Genomic DNA, 16,128 nt, shown 5'->3' on the forward strand with positions numbered 1-16,128 from the left:
CCTCCCGGAAGCGGCGCGCGGCGTCACACGGCGCGTGTGCGTTAAACGGTCATCGGGTTGGGCTTCGACGGATCGAGGTTGTACTTGGCGATCGCTTCCGCGACCACCTTGCGCTCGATCGTGCCTTCGTCGGCCAGCGCGTTGAGCGCAGCGACGGTGACCCAGTGACGGTCGACTTCGAAGAAGTGACGCAGCTTCTCGCGGGTGTCCGAACGACCGAAGCCGTCCGTGCCCAGCACGACGAAGCGGCGGTCGATCTGGCCACGGATCTGGTCGACCAGCGCACGCACATAGTCGGTCGACGCGATGATCGGACCTTGCGTGTCCTTCAGGCACTTCTGGACGTGCGACAGACGACGCTCTTCGGTCGGATGGAGCAGGTTCCAGCGCTCGATTTCGTGACCTTCACGCGCGAGTTCGGTGAAGCTCGGCACGCTCCACAGATCGGCGGCAACGCCCCAGTCGTTCTTCAGCAGGTCGGCGGCGGCGATCACTTCGTTGAAGATCGTGCCCGCGCCGAGCAGTTGCACGCGCGGCGCCTTCTTGTCGGCTTCGGCCTTCCTGAACGCGTACATGCCCTTGATGATGTCGGCAGCCACGTGCTCGCCCTGCGGAATCGCCGGGTGCTCGTAGTTCTCGTTCATCACCGTGATGTAGTAGTACACGTCTTCCTGGTCCTGCACCATGCGGCGCAGACCGTCCTGGATGATCACGGCGAGTTCGTAACCGAACGTCGGGTCATAGCTCACGCAGTTCGGCACCGATGCCGCCCACAGGAGCGAGTGACCGTCTTCGTGCTGCAGGCCTTCGCCGTTCAGCGTCGTACGGCCTGCGGTGCCGCCGAGCAGGAAGCCGCGCGAGCGCATGTCGCCCGCGGCCCATGCCAGGTCGCCGATCCGCTGGAAGCCGAACATCGAATAGAAGATGTAGAACGGCACCATGATCTCGCCGTGCGTCGAATACGACGTCGCCGCCGCGATCCAGTCGCACATGCCGCCTGCTTCGTTGATGCCTTCCTGCAGGATCTGGCCGGTTTCCGATTCCTTGTAGAACATCAGCTGGTCGGAATCTTCCGGCACGTACTTCTGGCCTTCCTGGTTCCAGATACCGATCTGGCGGAACAGGCCTTCCATGCCGAACGTACGCGATTCGTCCGGGACGATCGGCACGACGCGCTTGCCGAGTGCCTTGTCCTTCAGCAGGATGTTCAGGATCCGCACGAACGCCATCGTCGTCGAGATCTCGCGGCCTTCGCCCGTGCCCTTCAGCAGCGGCTCGAACGCGTCGAGCGCCGGCACCGGCAGCGACGTCGCCTTCTCGCGGCGGTGCGGCAGGTAGCCACCGAGGTCCATGCGCTTCTGACGCATGTATTCGAGTTCCTTCGAACCTTCCTCGAACTTCAGGTACGGCACGTCGGCGATCTGCTCGTCGGTGATCGGCAGGCGGAACTGGTCACGGAACTTCTTCAGTTGCTCGACCGGCAGCTTCTTCTGCTGGTGCGTGATGTTCATCGCCTGGCCCGACTCGCCCATCCCGTAGCCCTTGATGGTCTTCGCGAGGATGACGGTCGGCGCGCCCTTCGTGTGGGTCGCTTCGTGGAAGGCCGCGTAGATCTTGTGCGGATCGTGGCCGCCGCGGTTCAGCGCCCAGATGTCGTCGTCAGACCAGTCGGCGACCAGCGCCTTCAGTTCAGGCGTATTGAAGAAGTGTTCGCGAACGTACGCGCCCGACTCCGACTTGTACGTCTGGTATTCGCCATCGACGCACTCCATCATGCGGCGCATCAGCGCGCCCGACTTGTCGCGCGCGAACAGCGCATCCCAGCGGCTGCCCCAGATGACCTTGATCACGTTCCAGCCGGCGCCGCGGAACTCCGATTCCAGCTCCTGGATGATCTTGCCGTTGCCGCGCACCGGACCGTCGAGACGCTGCAGATTGCAGTTGATCACGAACACGAGGTTGTCGAGCTTCTCGCGGCTCGCCATGCCGATCGCGCCGAGCGATTCCGGCTCGTCCGTCTCGCCGTCGCCGAGGAACGCCCAGACCTTGCGGCCGGCGGTCTTCGCGATGCCGCGCGACTCCAGGTACTTCATGAAACGTGCCTGGTAGATCGCCATGATCGGGCCGAGGCCCATCGACACGGTCGGGAACTGCCAGAAGTCGGGCATCAGCCACGGGTGCGGGTACGACGAAATGCCGTTGCCGTCGACTTCCTGACGGAAGTTGTCGAGCTGCTCTTCCTTCAGGCGGCCGAGCAGGAACGCGCGGGAATACACGCCCGGCGACGAGTGGCCCTGCACGAACACGAGGTCGCCGCCGTGCTGGTCGGACGCTGCGTGCCAGAAGTGGTTGTAGCCGACGTCGTAGAGCGTCGCTGCCGACGCGAACGATGCGATGTGGCCGCCGACGTTCGTGTCCTTGCCTGCGCGCAGCACCATCGCCAGCGCGTTCCAGCGCGTGTACGAACGGATGCGGTGCTCGATGTCCTGATCGCCCGGGATCTTCGCCTGGGCTGCGACCGGAATCGTGTTGATGTACGGGGTATTGGCGGAAAACGGCAGGTGTTCGCCGTGCATGCGGGCGAACTCGATCTGCTTTTCGATCAGGTAATGCGCGCGGCCGGTGCCCACGGAGGAGATCACACCGTCGAGCGACTCGAGCCATTCAACGGTTTCTTGCGGGTCGTCGTCACGTTCGGCGGCGACATACTTCATCACTTCGTTCGGTACAGCGGACATTCTCGTCTCCTGGGTCCTGGAATGTGAGGATCGCTCTGATGCAGACGACGCGACGCGGCCGGCTGCGGGCAAGCTCCGACGGATTGTAATGAGCGTGTACGGCCCGGGCAACAAAATTTTCGAATTATGAGATCTTTTCTCGTAATGCGGAATATTGCTGCGCCGCACCCTTGTTTCGGGCGTCTCCGGCACGCGTCATCCGGACAAATCCGTTTCCGTTCAACATATCCGGTATAGGTTTTCCATGTATTGCGCTGCGCTACAATCCTGCCATGTTGACCGATCGGCTTTTCGCACGCTCGGCGCGACCGTCGGGCCCGCCGGCGGAGTCGCAGCCGTCCCGCTGGCACCACGGACCGTGGTGGTCCAATTCCTATTTGCTGACCCCGCTGCTGTCGATCCTCGTGTTCCTCGTGGTGATGAGCCTCATTCTATGGAGCCTCAATCGCCGCGAACAGCAGCAGCAGGAAGACACCCTGTTCCGTAACGTCGCGTGGGCGCAGCAGCAGATCCGCCTGTCGATGACGGGCGCGCAGGAACAATTGCAGGCGCTGTCGCGCGATCTCGCCTCCGGCCGCCTCGACCAGAACGCGTTCCAGATGGCCGTCGCGGACGTGATGCAGACGCATCCGGAAATCCTCTATCTGAACTGGTATACGTCGCCCGGCGTGCAGCGCTGGCCGACCGTGCACCCGCCGCTGCTCGGCCAGCGGCTCGCGAAGCCCGGCGACGCGCAGATGCAGGACGCCGTGCGCGGCGCATACGACGAAGCGCGCAGCACGCGCCGCCAGGCCTATTCGCCGCTGATCTACGACGACTTCGGCAACGGCTACATCACGCTGCAGACGCCCGTGATGCGCGGCGACCGCGAATATCTCGGCTCGATCGCCGCCGTGTTCTCGGTCGAAGGGATCCTCAAGCACGACATCCCGCAAGAGCTGTCGTCGAAGTACAAGATCTCGATCACCGACTCGAACAACCGCGAGTTGTCGTCGACGTCGACGCGCCCGCGCCTGCCGCGCGACTCCCACTACGACCTGCCGCTCGATCCGCCGGGCCAGGGGCTGACCGTGCGCGTGTACGCGTTCCCGCAGCTCACGAACCTGACCAACAACACGCTCGTGTGGCTCGTCGCCGGCCTGTCGTGCTTCGTGCTGTGGAGCCTCTGGAGCCTGTGGAAGCACACGCGCCAGCGCTTCGAGGCGCAGCAGGCGCTGTACGCGGAAGCCTTCTTCCGTCGCGCGATGGAAAACTCGGTGCTGATCGGCATGCGCGTGCTCGACATGCACGGCCGCATCACGCACGTGAACCCTGCGTTCTGCCGGATGACGGGCTGGGACGAAACCGACCTAGTCGGCAAGGTCGCGCCATTCCCGTACTGGCCGCGCGATGCGTACCCGGAAATGCAGCGCCAGCTCGACATGACGCTGCGCGGCAAGGCGCCCAGCTCGGGTTTCGAGCTGCGGGTGCGGCGCAAGAACGGCACGCTGTTCCATGCGCGCCTCTACGTGTCGCCGCTGATCGACAGCTCGGGCCGCCAGACGGGCTGGATGTCGTCGATGACCGACATCACCGAGCCGAAGCGCGCGCGCGAGGAGCTCGCGGCCGCGCACGAGCGCTTCACGACGGTGCTCGAAAGCCTCGACGCCGCGGTGTCGGTGCTCGCCGCCGACGAGGCCGAGCTGCTGTTCGCGAACCGCTACTACCGCCACCTGTTCGGCATCCGCCCGGACGGTCACCTCGAACTGTCGGGCGGCGGCTTCGACCGCGCGCAGGCATCGTCGGACTCGATCGACATGGTTGACGCGTTTGCGGGCCTGCCGGCGGCCGCGCTGACCAGCAGCACGGCGGACGCGCAGGAGGTGTACGTCGAGAGCATCCAGAAGTGGTTCGAGGTACGCCGTCAATACATCCAGTGGGTGGACGGCCACCTCGCGCAGATGCAGATCGCGACCGACATCACGACCCGCAAGAAGGCCCAGGAACTCGCGCACCAGCAGGAAGAGAAGCTGCAGTTCACGAGCCGATTGATGACGATGGGCGAAATGGCGTCGTCGATTGCGCACGAACTGAACCAGCCGCTCGCCGCGATCAACAACTATTGCTCGGGCACGCTCGCACTCGTGAAGAGCGGCCGCGGCACGCCCGAAACGCTGCAGCCCGCGCTGGAAAAGACCGCGCAGCAGGCGCTGCGCGCGGGGATGATCGTCAAGCGCATCCGCGAATTCGTGAAGCGCAGCGAACCGAAACGCCAGCCCGCGCGCGTTGCCGACATCGTCGCCGACGCGGTCGGGCTCGCCGAGATCGAGGCCAGAAAGCGCAGGATCCGGATCGTCACGGAAATCCTCGCAAGAATGCCTATTATTTATGTCGACCCCGTGCTGATCGAGCAGGTGCTCGTGAACCTGATGAAGAACGCGGCCGAAGCGATGGCCGACGTGAAACCGGCGTCGGCCGACGGCATGATCCGCGTCGTCGCCGACATCGATGCGGGATTCGTCGACATCCGCGTGATCGACCAGGGCCCGGGGGTCGACGAAGCGACCGCCGAGCGCCTGTTCGAACCGTTTTACAGCACCAAGTCCGATGGCATGGGCATGGGGCTGAACATCTGCCGTTCGATCATCGAATCGCATCGGGGGCGTCTGTGGGTGGTCAACAATGTCGAACCGGACGGCCGCATTTCCGGCGCGACATTCCACTGCAGCCTGCCCATTGGGGAACCCGCTGATCTCGGCCAAGGGGGGCGCGAGGCATCGGCATCACATACCGTTACGGGAGAACTATGAATAGCCCTGTCACCACCACTCAGGAAACCGTCTTCGTCGTCGACGACGACGAGGCCGTACGGGACTCGCTGCGCTGGCTGCTGGAGGCGAACGGCTATCGCGTGCAATGCTTCTCGAGCGCCGAGCAGTTCCTCGATGCCTATCAGCCGGCGCAGCAGGCCGGCCAGATCGCATGCCTGATCCTCGACGTGCGAATGTCGGGCATGAGCGGCCTCGAACTGCAGGAGCGTTTGATCGCCGACAACGCCGCGCTGCCGATCATCTTCGTCACGGGCCACGGCGACGTGCCGATGGCGGTGTCGACGATGAAAAAGGGTGCGATGGACTTTATCGAGAAACCGTTCGACGAAGCCGAGCTGCGCAAGCTCGTCGAGCGGATGCTCGACAAGGCCCGAAGCGAAAGCAAGAGCGTCCAGGAACAACGCGCCGCAAGCGAACGCCTGTCGAAGCTGACCGCGCGCGAACAACAGGTGCTCGAGCGCATCATCGCGGGCCGCCTGAACAAGCAGATCGCCGACGATCTCGGGATCAGCATCAAGACGGTCGAAGCGCACCGCGCGAACATCATGGAAAAGCTCAACGTCAACACCGTGGCCGATCTGCTGCGCCTCGCGCTGTCCAAGAAGCAGGCCTGAGCGTTGCTCGCGGCCGCGGGGCACCTGCCCGGCCGGCCGCACCACCGCGCCGCGCGATGCGGCCTACTCGCGCGGCGCCTCCCCGCTTTCTTCCCGGCACGTCTCGCACCGCCGCCATGACGCTTCCCGTGTATTCGCTGTCGGACGACGGCAAGCGAACGGTATAATTGCGTGCTTTGCTGCGGCGTTTCGCGCGCCGCACGCCCGCATTCCAACTTCCCGGCAGGACCACCACCATGACAGCCCTCCTCATCGACGGCAACGCCCTATCGAAGACCTTGCGCGCGCAGGCCGCCGAACGCGCCGCCGCCCTGACCGCACGCGGCCACCAGCCCGGCCTTGCGGTGATCCTCGTCGGCGCCAATCCGGCGAGCGAAGTCTACGTGCGCAACAAGATCAAGGCGTGCGAGGACAACGGCTTCTTCTCGCAAAAGGATACGTACCCGGAGACGCTGGCGGAAGCCGATCTGCTCGCGCGCATCGACGCGCTGAACCGCGATCCGAAGATCCACGGCATCCTGGTCCAACTGCCGCTGCCTGCGCACATCGACAGCCACAAGGTGATCGAGGCGATCGCACCGGAGAAGGACGTCGACGGCTTCCACGTCGCGAATGCCGGCGCGCTGATGACCGGCAAGCCGCTGTTCCGCCCGTGCACGCCGTACGGCGTGATGAAGATGTTCGAAGCCCACGACATCCCGCTGCAGGGCGCGAACGCCGTCGTGATCGGCCGCTCGAACATCGTCGGCAAGCCGATGGCGATGCTGCTGCTCGAAGCCGGCGCAACCGTGACGATCTGCCACAGCAAGACACGCGACCTCGCCGCACACACGCGCCAGGCCGACATCGTGGTTGCCGCGGTCGGCAAGCGCAACATCCTGACGGCCGACATGGTGAAGCCGGGCGCAACGGTGATCGACGTCGGCATGAACCGCGACGACGCGGGCAAGCTGTGCGGCGACGTCGATTTCGCGGGCGTGAAGGAAGTCGCCGGCCACATCACGCCGGTGCCGGGCGGCGTCGGCCCGATGACCATCACGATGCTGCTGATCAACACGATCGAAGCCGCCGAGCGCGCCGCCGCGGCCGCCTGATCGTCCTGCCCCGCCCAGCCGGCGCGCATTCGTGCGCCGGCATCTTGCCGGCCGCCGTCGCGGCCGCGTCATGACGCCGCGTTCGCGGCCCGTATCCGACCCTCCCGCGCCGCCGTCGGCCCCATCCCAATCGCGTCGTTAGAAACTAACGATTGGAAAGCGCACGATGCGCCCCAATAATGTCGGTATCGGGCGCCGCCGTATCGCGCCTCACCCTTTTCACCCCGGTTCATCCGGCAACAGACAGGGAGTCTTAATGTCCGCCAGCGCCAACACCAATCCGCTCCTCGATTTCTCCGGCCTGCCCCGCTTCGGCGAGATTCGCCCGGAACACGTGACGCCCGCGCTCGACACGCTGCTCGACGCCGCCAACCGCGCGGTCGACACCGCGAGCGCGCCCGCGACGCCGGCGACCTGGGCCGATATCGTCGAGACGGTCGAGCAGGCGACGGAGCCGCTCGGACGTGCATGGGGCGTCATCGGCCACCTGAACGCAGTCGCCGATACGCCAGAGCTGCGCGCCGCCTACGGCGAGAACCTGCCGCGCGTGACCGAATTCTGGTCGAGCGTCGGCCAGAACCTCGCGCTGTACGAGAAGTACAAGGCGATCGCCGCGAGCGCCGAATACGCGACGCTGTCCGTCGAGCGCAAGAAGATCCTCGACAACGCACTGCGCGATTTCCGCCTGTCGGGCGCCGAGCTGCCCGAAGACCAGAAGCCGCGCTTCGCCGAACTGCAGGAACAGCAGGCCGCGCTGTCGAAGGCGTTCTCCGATCACGTGCTCGACGCGACCAACGCATACGCGTATTTCGCGCAGGACGAGGCCGAGCTCGCCGGCCTGCCGGGCGACGCGATCGAAGCGGCGCGTGAAGCCGCGCAGAAGGAAGGCAAGGAAGGCTGGAAATTCACGCTGCACTTCCCGTCATACTTCCCGGTGCTGCAGTACGCCGAGAACCGCGCGATGCGCGAGACGCTGTACCGCGCCTATGCGACCCGCGCGTCGGAGCTCGGGCCGCAGTATGGCGGCGGCAAGGCCGAGTGGGACAACACGGCGATCGTCGCCGATGAACTGAAGCTGCGCCGCGAAGAAGCGCAGATGCTCGGCTACCGCAACTTCGCCGAGGTGTCCCTCGCGCCGAAAATGGCCGAATCGCCGCAGCAGGTGATTTCGTTCCTCGAGGATCTGGCAACGCGCGCCCGCCCGCATGCGGACAAGGACTGGGACGAGCTGCGCGCGTTCGCCGCGAAGGAACTCGGCCTGACCGAACTCGCGCCGTGGGACGTCGCGTTCGCGGCCGAACGGCTGCGCCAGCAGCGCTACGCGTTCTCGGAAAACGAGGTGAAGCAGTACTTCCCGGAACCGGCCGTGCTGAAGGGCCTGTTCAACGTCACCGAAACGCTGTTCGGCGTGCGGATCAAGCCGGACGACGCGCCGGTATGGCACAAGGATGTGCGCTTTTTCCGCGTCGAGAATCGCGACGGCTCGCTCGTCGCGCAGTTCTACCTCGACCTGTACGCACGCGAAGGCAAGCGCGGCGGTGCGTGGATGGACGACGCACGTGCGCGCGCGAAGCGCGGCAGCGCCGTGCAGACGCCGGTCGCGTACCTGACCTGCAACTTCTCGGCGCCGGTCGGCGGCAAACCCGCGTGCTTCACGCACGACGAAGTCATCACGCTGTTCCATGAATTCGGCCACGGGCTGCATCACATGCTCACGCGCGTCGACGAGCTCGGCGTGTCGGGCATCAACGGCGTCGAATGGGACGCGGTCGAGCTGCCGTCGCAGTTCATGGAAAACTTCTGCTGGGAATGGGACGTGCTGTCGTCGATGTCGTCGCACGTCGACACGGGCGCCTCGCTGCCGCGCGAGCTGTTCGACAAGATGATCGCCGCGAAGAACTTCCAGAGCGGGCTCGGCACGCTGCGCCAGATCGTGTTCTCGATGTTCGACATGCTGCTGCACGTCGACTTCGATCCGGCGGGTGCCACCGGCGTAAACGCGTTCGCGCGCGAGATCAACGAGCGCTACCACGTGATCCCGCAGGCCGCGTTCTCGCGCTGGCCGAACACGTTCAGCCATATCTTCGCGGGCGGCTATGCGGCCGGCTACTACAGCTACAAGTGGGCCGAAGTGCTGTCGGCCGACGCGTACGCGGCGTTCGAGGAAGCGGCCGCCGCAAGCGGCAGCGTGCTCGACGCGGAAACCGGCACGCGCTATCGCCGCGAAATCCTCGAAGTCGGCGGCAGCCGCCCGGCGATGGACTCGTTCAAGGCGTTCCGCGGCCGCGAGCCGGAAATCGACGCGCTGCTGCGTCACAACGGGATGGCTGCGCCGGCGCACTGAGCGCGCCGCCGCCCTGCCTGGGTCGCCGGGCGGATCGAAACAAGGCACCGCTTCGGCGGTGCCTTTTTCATGGTGCCGGCGTTTCGTCGCCGGTTTCGTCGGCGTCATCGTCGAACAGCGAGAACTGCCCGTGACGCGCGGCCGTATCTTCGTCGATACGCACGCCGACGCCCAGCAGCCGCACAGCTTGCGCACGCCGCTGCAGCCCCTTCGCGAGCAGCGTGACGGCCGTCTGCGCATTCGTCGCGTCGGCCACGCATTCGACCGTCGTGCGCTGGAAATCGGCAAAGCGGATCTTCACGTACAGCTTGCGGATCGAGCGAGTCGCACCCGCACGCTCGATGCGCGCATCGAGCTGCACGACGAGGCGGCGGATTTCGTCCGCGCATTGCTCGAGTGTCGTCAGGTCGGTCACGTAGGTCGTCTCGACGCTGACCGACTTGCGTTCCTGATCGGCCTGCACCGGCCGCTCGTCGATTCCGCGCGCCAACTGGTGCAGCCGCCTGCCGAACGCGCCGAACTCGCGATGCAGGTCGATCAGCGACCAGTCGCGCAACTGCGCGCAGGTCTGGATGCCGAGCCGGTCGAGTCGCGTGGCCGTCACTTTGCCCACGCCATGCAGCTTGCGCACCGGCAGCGCCGCGACGAACGCGTCGACTTCATGCGGACGCACGACGAACAGGCCGTCGGGTTTGTTCCAGTCCGACGCGATCTTCGCGATGAACTTGTTCGGCGCGACGCCGGCCGACACCGTCACGCCGACCGTGTCGTACACGCGCCGGCGGATTTCCCGCGCAATCAGCGTGGCGCTGCCCTGGCACAGTCCGGAACCGCTGACGTCGAGGTACGCCTCATCGAGCGACAGCGGCTCGACGTCGTGCGTGTAGTCGCGATAGATCGCCATGATCTGCCGCGACGCCGCGCGGTACTTGTCCATCGCGGACGGCAGGATCAACAGGTCCGGACATTTGCGCATCGCCAGCGCCGACGACATCGCCGAATGCACGCCGTAGCGCCGCGCCTCGTAGTTGCAGGTCGCGATCACGCCGCGCTGGTCAGGCCGGCCGCCGACCGCGAGCGGCCGGTTGCGCAGCGACGGGTCGTCGCGCATCTCCACCGACGCGTAAAAGCAGTCGCAATCGCAGTGGATGATCTTGCGCACGCCCGGCAGCGGCGCGCCCGGATCGGCAGGTGGGATGATGATCGGATTCACGGTGACGATACTGTACAAAAACACAGTGATCGTTTCAACTGTCGCGTACTGCCGCGTTCAGCCGTCGCTCGACTATCGCAGGCCGCCCCGGGCCGAGACGCCGGCCGGCCGCACCGTACTGGTCCGCTTCGCGCGGACCGTACCGCCCGCGCGCGAGAGCCGGCCCCTATACTCGTCTGCCAAGAGAGAAGAAACGCACAGGTGACGGATGAAGACGATCGGACTGATCGGCGGGATGAGCTGGGAATCGTCGGCCGAGTATTACCGGATGATCAATCGCCATTCGAAGGCACTGCACGGTGGCCATCACAACGCGAAGAGCGTGCTGGTCACGGTCGATTTCGCGGAGATCGAAGCGCTGCAGCGCGCACAGGACTGGGCTGCGCTCGGCGAACGGATGGCCGATGCCGCGCGTCAGCTCGAAGCGGCCGGCGCCGATCTCGTCGTGCTGACGACCAACACGATGCATCGCGTGCACGACGCGATCGAAACCGCGGTCGCGCTGCCGTTCCTGCATATCGCCGATCCGACGGGCGCGGCGTTGCGCGCGGCCGGCATCGAGCGCGTCGCACTGCTCGGCACGCGCTACACGATGGAGCTACCGTTCTATGCGGAACGGCTGCGCACGAAGTTCGGCCTCGACGTGCTCGTGCCGGACGAGAGCGGCCGCGACGACGTGCACCGGATCATCTACGACGAGCTATGCCACGGCATCATTGCTCCCGAATCGCACACGGCGTATGTCCGGATCATCGAATCGCTCGCGAAACGAGGCGCGCAAGCAGTGATCCTCGGCTGCACGGAAATCACGCTGCTGATCGGCGCCGGCGATTCGCCGCTGCCGGTGTTCGACACGACCACGCTGCATGCGAAGGCTGCAGTCGAATGGGCGGCGGGTTGAGCGGCGCAAGGTGAAATGACACGGTCTTCGGGATGGGTGCGCGGTGGGCATGACGAGTGACTTGCCCTCGTCGTCGATCGCGCACGTGCGGAACACCCGCGGGCGCCTGCATGCGACGGCGCCCTCCGGATGAATCGCCGTCTCCCTCCCGCACGACGTCACGACGCCCCGCCCGTCAACTCGCGTCGAGCCTCGTTCGTCTCGAACGGGCACGCTTCGCCGAACGGCGCCCGCTCACCCTGCCCCGGCACGCCGATCAGCGCGATCAAACCGCACGCGAGCGACCCGCGCCAGTGCAGATAGTCGTGGCCGCTCGCCGTCGACGCATAACGCACCGCATAGCCTTTCGCCTGCAGCACGTCGCGCAGATGGCGGCTCGTCGTGCCGATGCCGGCCGGCCCCTTGCCATCCTCGAACCGGCCGCTTTCCAGATAGAAGCGCACCGGCAATCGCTCGCGTGCCGCATATTCACGCGTCAGCCAGCCGGCCGCACGCGTGCGCGCGTCGCCTTGCGCGGGCGCCCACCAGAACGAGCCCGACTGGCTCAGCACGTTGCCGAACAGCGCCGGATAACGCAGCGCCGCGTAAGCGGACGCGAGCCCGCCGTAGCTGGACCCCGCGATCACGGTGCGCGCCGCCGGCGCGCTCACACCCTCGGCGCGCGCCCACGGCATCAGTTCCTCGGCGAGAAAGCGCGCGAACGCCTGATTCGGCGGCAGTTCGCGGCCGCGCGTCGCGCTATCCGGATTGCCGACGATGATCGCGGCCGTGCGCGGCACACGCCCCTCGGCAATCAGATTGTCGAGGATCGTCGGCGTGGGCACCGTATCGACATACGCGTGCGCATCGAACACCACGACGAGCGCGCGCTCGGGATCGTCCGCGCGATAGCCGGCCGGGCGGTACAGGTAGACGTCGCGCGTATTGCCGAGCAGCGCGCTCGCGAACCGATGCGCGCTCAGCGTGCCCGCCGCCACGTCCCGGCGCGGCGCGATCCACGGCTGCTGCGGCGCATCGCGCAATTCCAGCACCGACTTGCCCTGGTACGGATCGGGCACGGCGTGCATGAACGCATGCGAATTGAGTGGATCGCGCTGCGCGGTGGCGAGAATCGCGCGGCGGCGCGCGCCGTCGTCGAGATCGAGTTCAGGCACGTCGGGCGCAAGCAGGTAGCTGAGGCGTGTGGTCGCCGGCACGACGTAGCTGCGATACCAGACGTCGCTGCCCGGCAGGTGCAGCAGCGGGTCGTGCTCGCCCGACGGGCTGCCGAGCAACCGCACGTTGTCGCGCGCGCCGCGCCACAGGAACGTCACGAGCCGCGTCGCTTCGTCGGGCGGGTTCAGTCCGCGCGCGATCGTCGCGTCGGTGCGCGCGGGCTGCGCGGGCGCCGACTCGACGAGCGGTGCGCCGCTTGCGGCAACGTCGCGCCAGAACGCATCGGTCGTGCCGCCTGCAGCGAGCTCGGTGGCTAGCCTCGCGATGCGCGGGCTCGCGATGCCGGGCACCGGCGCGTGCTGCCGCGCGCGCGGCACACTGCTCTCGATCGCAAGCCGGTACGCAGGCCCGCCGGCAAGCGGCGGCGCGACAGCGTCGGGGGCCGAGACCCGCAGCGCATATCGCCCGTCCGCCGGTATGACGAACATGAAATCGCGCGACTGCCCGTCGGCCGTCACAAGCCGACGCAGGTGCGAACCGTCGCGCGCGACGAGATCGACATTCGCCGCCACGCCGTCGACGCGGCCCTGCACGAACGTGCCCGCATCGAGCGTCAACGCGTGCATCGCCGGTTCGCGCGACAGGCTGCCGGTCACGGCATCGCCCGCCGCGAACGCCCCTTCGGCTCGCGCGGTCGCCGGACCGAGCGCCATCCCGAGCGCCGCCAGCGCGACGCCGGCTCCCCACGCACGCACCGTGCGCCTCATCCGCTTCCGCAATATCGTCATCGTGCACCTCAGAAGTCAACGGTGGCCGACACCTTGAAGGTGCGCGGCGCATTCTGCGTGACGAAGCCGTCGTTGAAGGAGCCTGCCCAGAACGTGCGGTTCGCGACGTTCTCGACCGCGCCGCGCAATACGACCGCCTTGCCGGCGACCTGTGTCGCGTAGCGCGCGCCGAGATCGAAACGGGTCCAGCCGGGAATCCGCTGCGTGTTCGTCGAGTTGACGAACTGAGCGCTCGTCGCCACTGCGCGGCTGGAGAGCGTCAGCCCCCGCACCCACGGCGCATCCCATTCGAGGCCGAGGTTGGCGGTCCATTTCGGCACGCCGTACGCCGTGTTGCCGTCATACGCGCCGCCGGCCGTATGCGTGAGCAGCGCCTGCGTATAGGCGACACCGCCCAGCACGCGCAGCCGCGGCACCAGTTCGCCGAACACGTTCCACTCGACGCCGCGGTTGCGCTGCTCGCCGTCCGCGCTGTACAGGTTCGTCGCCACGTCCTTCAGCATGCCCGGCTTCGTGATCTGGAACAGCGATAGCGTGTTCGCGAAGGTTTCCGTTTCCCATTTCGCGCCGACCTCGACCTGCTTGCTTTTGTACGGCGCGAACATCTGGCCGTAGTTATTCGCCGTGACGTCGGAGACGGTGTCGCCCTGCGTCAGCCCTTCGACATAGTTAGCGTACAGCGACACGTCGGCCCCGAACGGCCGAACGACCAGCGCGAATGCCGGCGTCAGCGCGGTCTCGTTGTAGTCCGCGGTCTTCAGCCCGGTCGCGGCCGCATAGTTTTTCGCGTGGACGCGCTGGCTGCGCAGACCAAGCGTCAGTTGCACGCGCTCGCGCGCGAACGACAGCGTGTCGGCCAGCGCGACGCTCGTCAGCGCGGCCTCGGACGTCTTCGGCGCTGAGCCCGGCGCCAGCGCGAGCGGCGGATCGATCGGCGCGTAGATGTTCGATGCGAACGTCGCGCTCGTCCGGTTGACCGTGCCGGACTCGATCTGCAGCGACGTCACGCCGAGCGATACCTGATGGCTGACGGGCCCCGTGCGGAATCGGGCGCGCGCCCCCGCCTCGATCGACGTCGTGTCGGTGTAGCCGTTCTGGTTGTAGGTCACCGCGCGATAGTCGCCGTTCGGCTGGATCGCGCCGGCACGCGTACCGTTTATGAAGCCCGAGTAGCGGTAGCTGAGGCCGCCGATGCCCGCGTAAGCGGTAATCCGGTCGGTCAGATCGAGTTCGCCGCGCGCGACGACGGCCTGATTGTCGAGCTTGCCCCAAGCGCCATGCAGCAGGTTCGTGCCGGGCGACGGCGGGCTCACGACCTGGCTCGCGAACGACGCCATCCACGGGCTGCCGTTGTCGAAACGCTCGGTGTCGGTATACGCGTCGAGCGAGAAGCGTGCGCGCTCGCCCTTCACGTCGAACGCGAGCGATGCGAGCTCGCGCTTCTTGTTCTGCCCGCTCATCGTCGTGCGGCCGTCGCGATACGCGCCGTTTACGCGAATGCCGACCTGATTCCTGTCGCCGAAGCGCCGGCCGAGATCCGCATGTACACCGAACTGCCCGTCCGACACGTAGTCGGTGGTGAGCCGTGCGAGCGGCACCTCCCCCGCGCGCTTGGGCACGAGGTTGATCGCCCCGCCGACGCCGCCGCTCGGCGAAATGCCGTTCAGGAGCGCGTTCGGCCCTTTCAGCACTTCGATGCGCTCGACGAATTCGGTCGGCGAATGCCCGTACGGCGCGAGCCCGTACATTCCGTTGAACGCGAGATCGTCGGCAATCACGTTGAAGCCGCGAATCGTGTAGTTCTCGACCACGTGGCCGGTCGACGTCGTGAAGCGCACCGACGGGTCGTTCTCCAGCACGTCGGCGACAGTGCCAGCCTGCTGGTTCTCGATTAGTGCCGACGTATAGCTCGTGATGTTGAACGGCGCGTCCATGAAATCGGCGTTGCCGAGCATGCCGAGCCGGCCGCCGCGTGCAACCTGTCCGCCCGTGTACGCCTCGGGCAACGCATCCGCGCGCGCATTCACGACGATCGCCGGCAGCGTCGCGCCCGCGGCCGGCGCGGTTGCGCGCTGCCGCACGAGGTAGCCGCCGTTCGTGCGCACCGCTTCGAGACCGTGCGGCGCGAGCACGCGCGCGAAGCCTTCCGCGACGCTCATGCGCCCGTTCAGCCCATCGCTCGTCAGTTGCCGTGTGAGCGCCGCGTCGCTCGCCAGTTCGACGCCGGCCGCCACCGCGAAACGGTTCAGCACGACATCGAGCGGGCCGGCGGAGATCGCGTACGCACGCCGCTCGTCGATCTCGACCCGCGACGGCAGATCGTCGGGCTGCGCTTGCGCGCCGATCGGCATCGCGAGCGCCAGCGTGGCGGCGAGCGCCGGTTCGAGAGCGCGCGACGCGGCGCGGCGGCGCGCGGGCCGGCTGTCGGGACGAAAAGCTGCTGACGGGGAAAACCGGCGGAACGCCATGAT

9 protein-coding genes and 1 pseudogene are annotated in these 16,128 nt (G+C 66.7%); 5 read left to right on the forward strand and 5 right to left on the reverse strand.

What is annotated here, in order from left to right; all coding sequences use genetic code 11:
* Positions 1–41: 41 nt before the first annotated feature.
* Positions 42–2,738, reverse strand: coding sequence for a pyruvate dehydrogenase (acetyl-transferring), homodimeric type (aceE, locus tag DIE13_RS22850; RefSeq protein ID WP_124829455.1), 2,697 nt, complete (start codon positions 2,736–2,738; stop codon positions 42–44).
* Between the two features lie 135 nt (positions 2,739–2,873).
* Positions 2,874–3,091, reverse strand: a pseudogene (locus DIE13_RS33855) (hypothetical protein); the annotation flags it as partial.
* Between DIE13_RS33855 and fixL the strand changes: the two are divergent.
* The 4 genes from fixL (at position 3,011) to DIE13_RS22875 (ending at position 9,600) form a co-directional block, all read left to right on the forward strand.
* Positions 3,011–5,527 (forward strand): oxygen sensor histidine kinase FixL, encoded by a 2,517-nt coding sequence (gene fixL / locus DIE13_RS22860; protein WP_124829401.1) that lies wholly within the window; start codon positions 3,011–3,013, stop codon positions 5,525–5,527. The pseudogene DIE13_RS33855 and the gene fixL sit on opposite strands and share 81 nt — an antisense overlap.
* On the forward strand, positions 5,524–6,162 hold the full coding sequence (gene fixJ / locus DIE13_RS22865) for an oxygen response regulator transcription factor FixJ (RefSeq protein ID WP_006493245.1): 639 nt from the start codon (positions 5,524–5,526) through the stop codon (positions 6,160–6,162). The genes fixL and fixJ overlap by 4 nt, the downstream gene beginning before the upstream one ends.
* Before the next feature lie 236 nt (positions 6,163–6,398).
* Positions 6,399–7,256: a bifunctional methylenetetrahydrofolate dehydrogenase/methenyltetrahydrofolate cyclohydrolase FolD gene (gene folD, locus DIE13_RS22870; RefSeq protein ID WP_124829402.1), complete on the forward strand. Its 858-nt coding sequence runs from the start codon at positions 6,399–6,401 to the stop codon at positions 7,254–7,256.
* Between the two features lie 256 nt (positions 7,257–7,512).
* Positions 7,513–9,600 (forward strand): M3 family metallopeptidase, encoded by a 2,088-nt coding sequence (locus tag DIE13_RS22875; RefSeq protein WP_124829403.1) that lies wholly within the window; start codon positions 7,513–7,515, stop codon positions 9,598–9,600.
* A gap of 67 nt (positions 9,601–9,667) precedes the next feature.
* Here DIE13_RS22875 and dinB read toward each other — a convergent pair whose 3' ends face one another.
* On the reverse strand, positions 9,668–10,837 hold the full coding sequence (gene dinB, locus DIE13_RS22880; protein WP_124829404.1) for a DNA polymerase IV: 1,170 nt from the start codon (positions 10,835–10,837) through the stop codon (positions 9,668–9,670).
* 184 nt (positions 10,838–11,021) lie between these two features.
* On the opposite strand from dinB, the gene DIE13_RS22885 reads away from it, so the two are divergent.
* The gene (locus tag DIE13_RS22885) at positions 11,022–11,714 is read left to right on the forward strand and encodes an aspartate/glutamate racemase family protein (RefSeq protein ID WP_124829405.1); all 693 of its coding nucleotides are present in this window, start codon (positions 11,022–11,024) and stop codon (positions 11,712–11,714) included.
* A 158-nt stretch (positions 11,715–11,872) separates the two neighbouring features.
* Here DIE13_RS22885 and DIE13_RS22890 read toward each other — a convergent pair whose 3' ends face one another.
* Entirely contained in the window at positions 11,873–13,657 is a 1,785-nt protein-coding gene (locus tag DIE13_RS22890) for an alpha/beta hydrolase-fold protein (RefSeq protein ID WP_124829406.1), read from the reverse strand.
* An 8-nt stretch (positions 13,658–13,665) separates the two neighbouring features.
* Positions 13,666–16,125 (reverse strand): TonB-dependent receptor, encoded by a 2,460-nt coding sequence (locus tag DIE13_RS22895; RefSeq protein ID WP_124829407.1) that lies wholly within the window; start codon positions 16,123–16,125, stop codon positions 13,666–13,668.
* Positions 16,126–16,128: the final 3 nt, after the last annotated feature.

Source organism: Burkholderia sp. Bp9016 (genome assembly GCF_003857765.1).
Classification (GTDB): Bacteria; Pseudomonadota; Gammaproteobacteria; order Burkholderiales; family Burkholderiaceae; genus Burkholderia.

Excerpts from the sequence above, each read along its gene's own strand:
- fixL (WP_124829401.1), top strand. The coding sequence starts at position 3,011 with ATGTTGACCGATCGGCTTTTCGCACGCTCGGCGCGACCGTCGGGCCCG.
- DIE13_RS22890 (WP_124829406.1), bottom strand. The coding sequence starts at position 13,657 with ATGACGATATTGCGGAAGCGGATGAGGCGCACGGTGCGTGCGTGGGGA.
- aceE (WP_124829455.1), bottom strand. The coding sequence starts at position 2,738 with ATGTCCGCTGTACCGAACGAAGTGATGAAGTATGTCGCCGCCGAACGT.
- DIE13_RS22885 (WP_124829405.1), top strand. The coding sequence starts at position 11,022 with ATGAAGACGATCGGACTGATCGGCGGGATGAGCTGGGAATCGTCGGCC.
- DIE13_RS22875 (WP_124829403.1), top strand. The coding sequence starts at position 7,513 with ATGTCCGCCAGCGCCAACACCAATCCGCTCCTCGATTTCTCCGGCCTG.
- fixJ (WP_006493245.1), top strand. The coding sequence starts at position 5,524 with ATGAATAGCCCTGTCACCACCACTCAGGAAACCGTCTTCGTCGTCGAC.
- folD (WP_124829402.1), top strand. The coding sequence starts at position 6,399 with ATGACAGCCCTCCTCATCGACGGCAACGCCCTATCGAAGACCTTGCGC.
- DIE13_RS22895 (WP_124829407.1), bottom strand. The coding sequence starts at position 16,125 with ATGGCGTTCCGCCGGTTTTCCCCGTCAGCAGCTTTTCGTCCCGACAGC.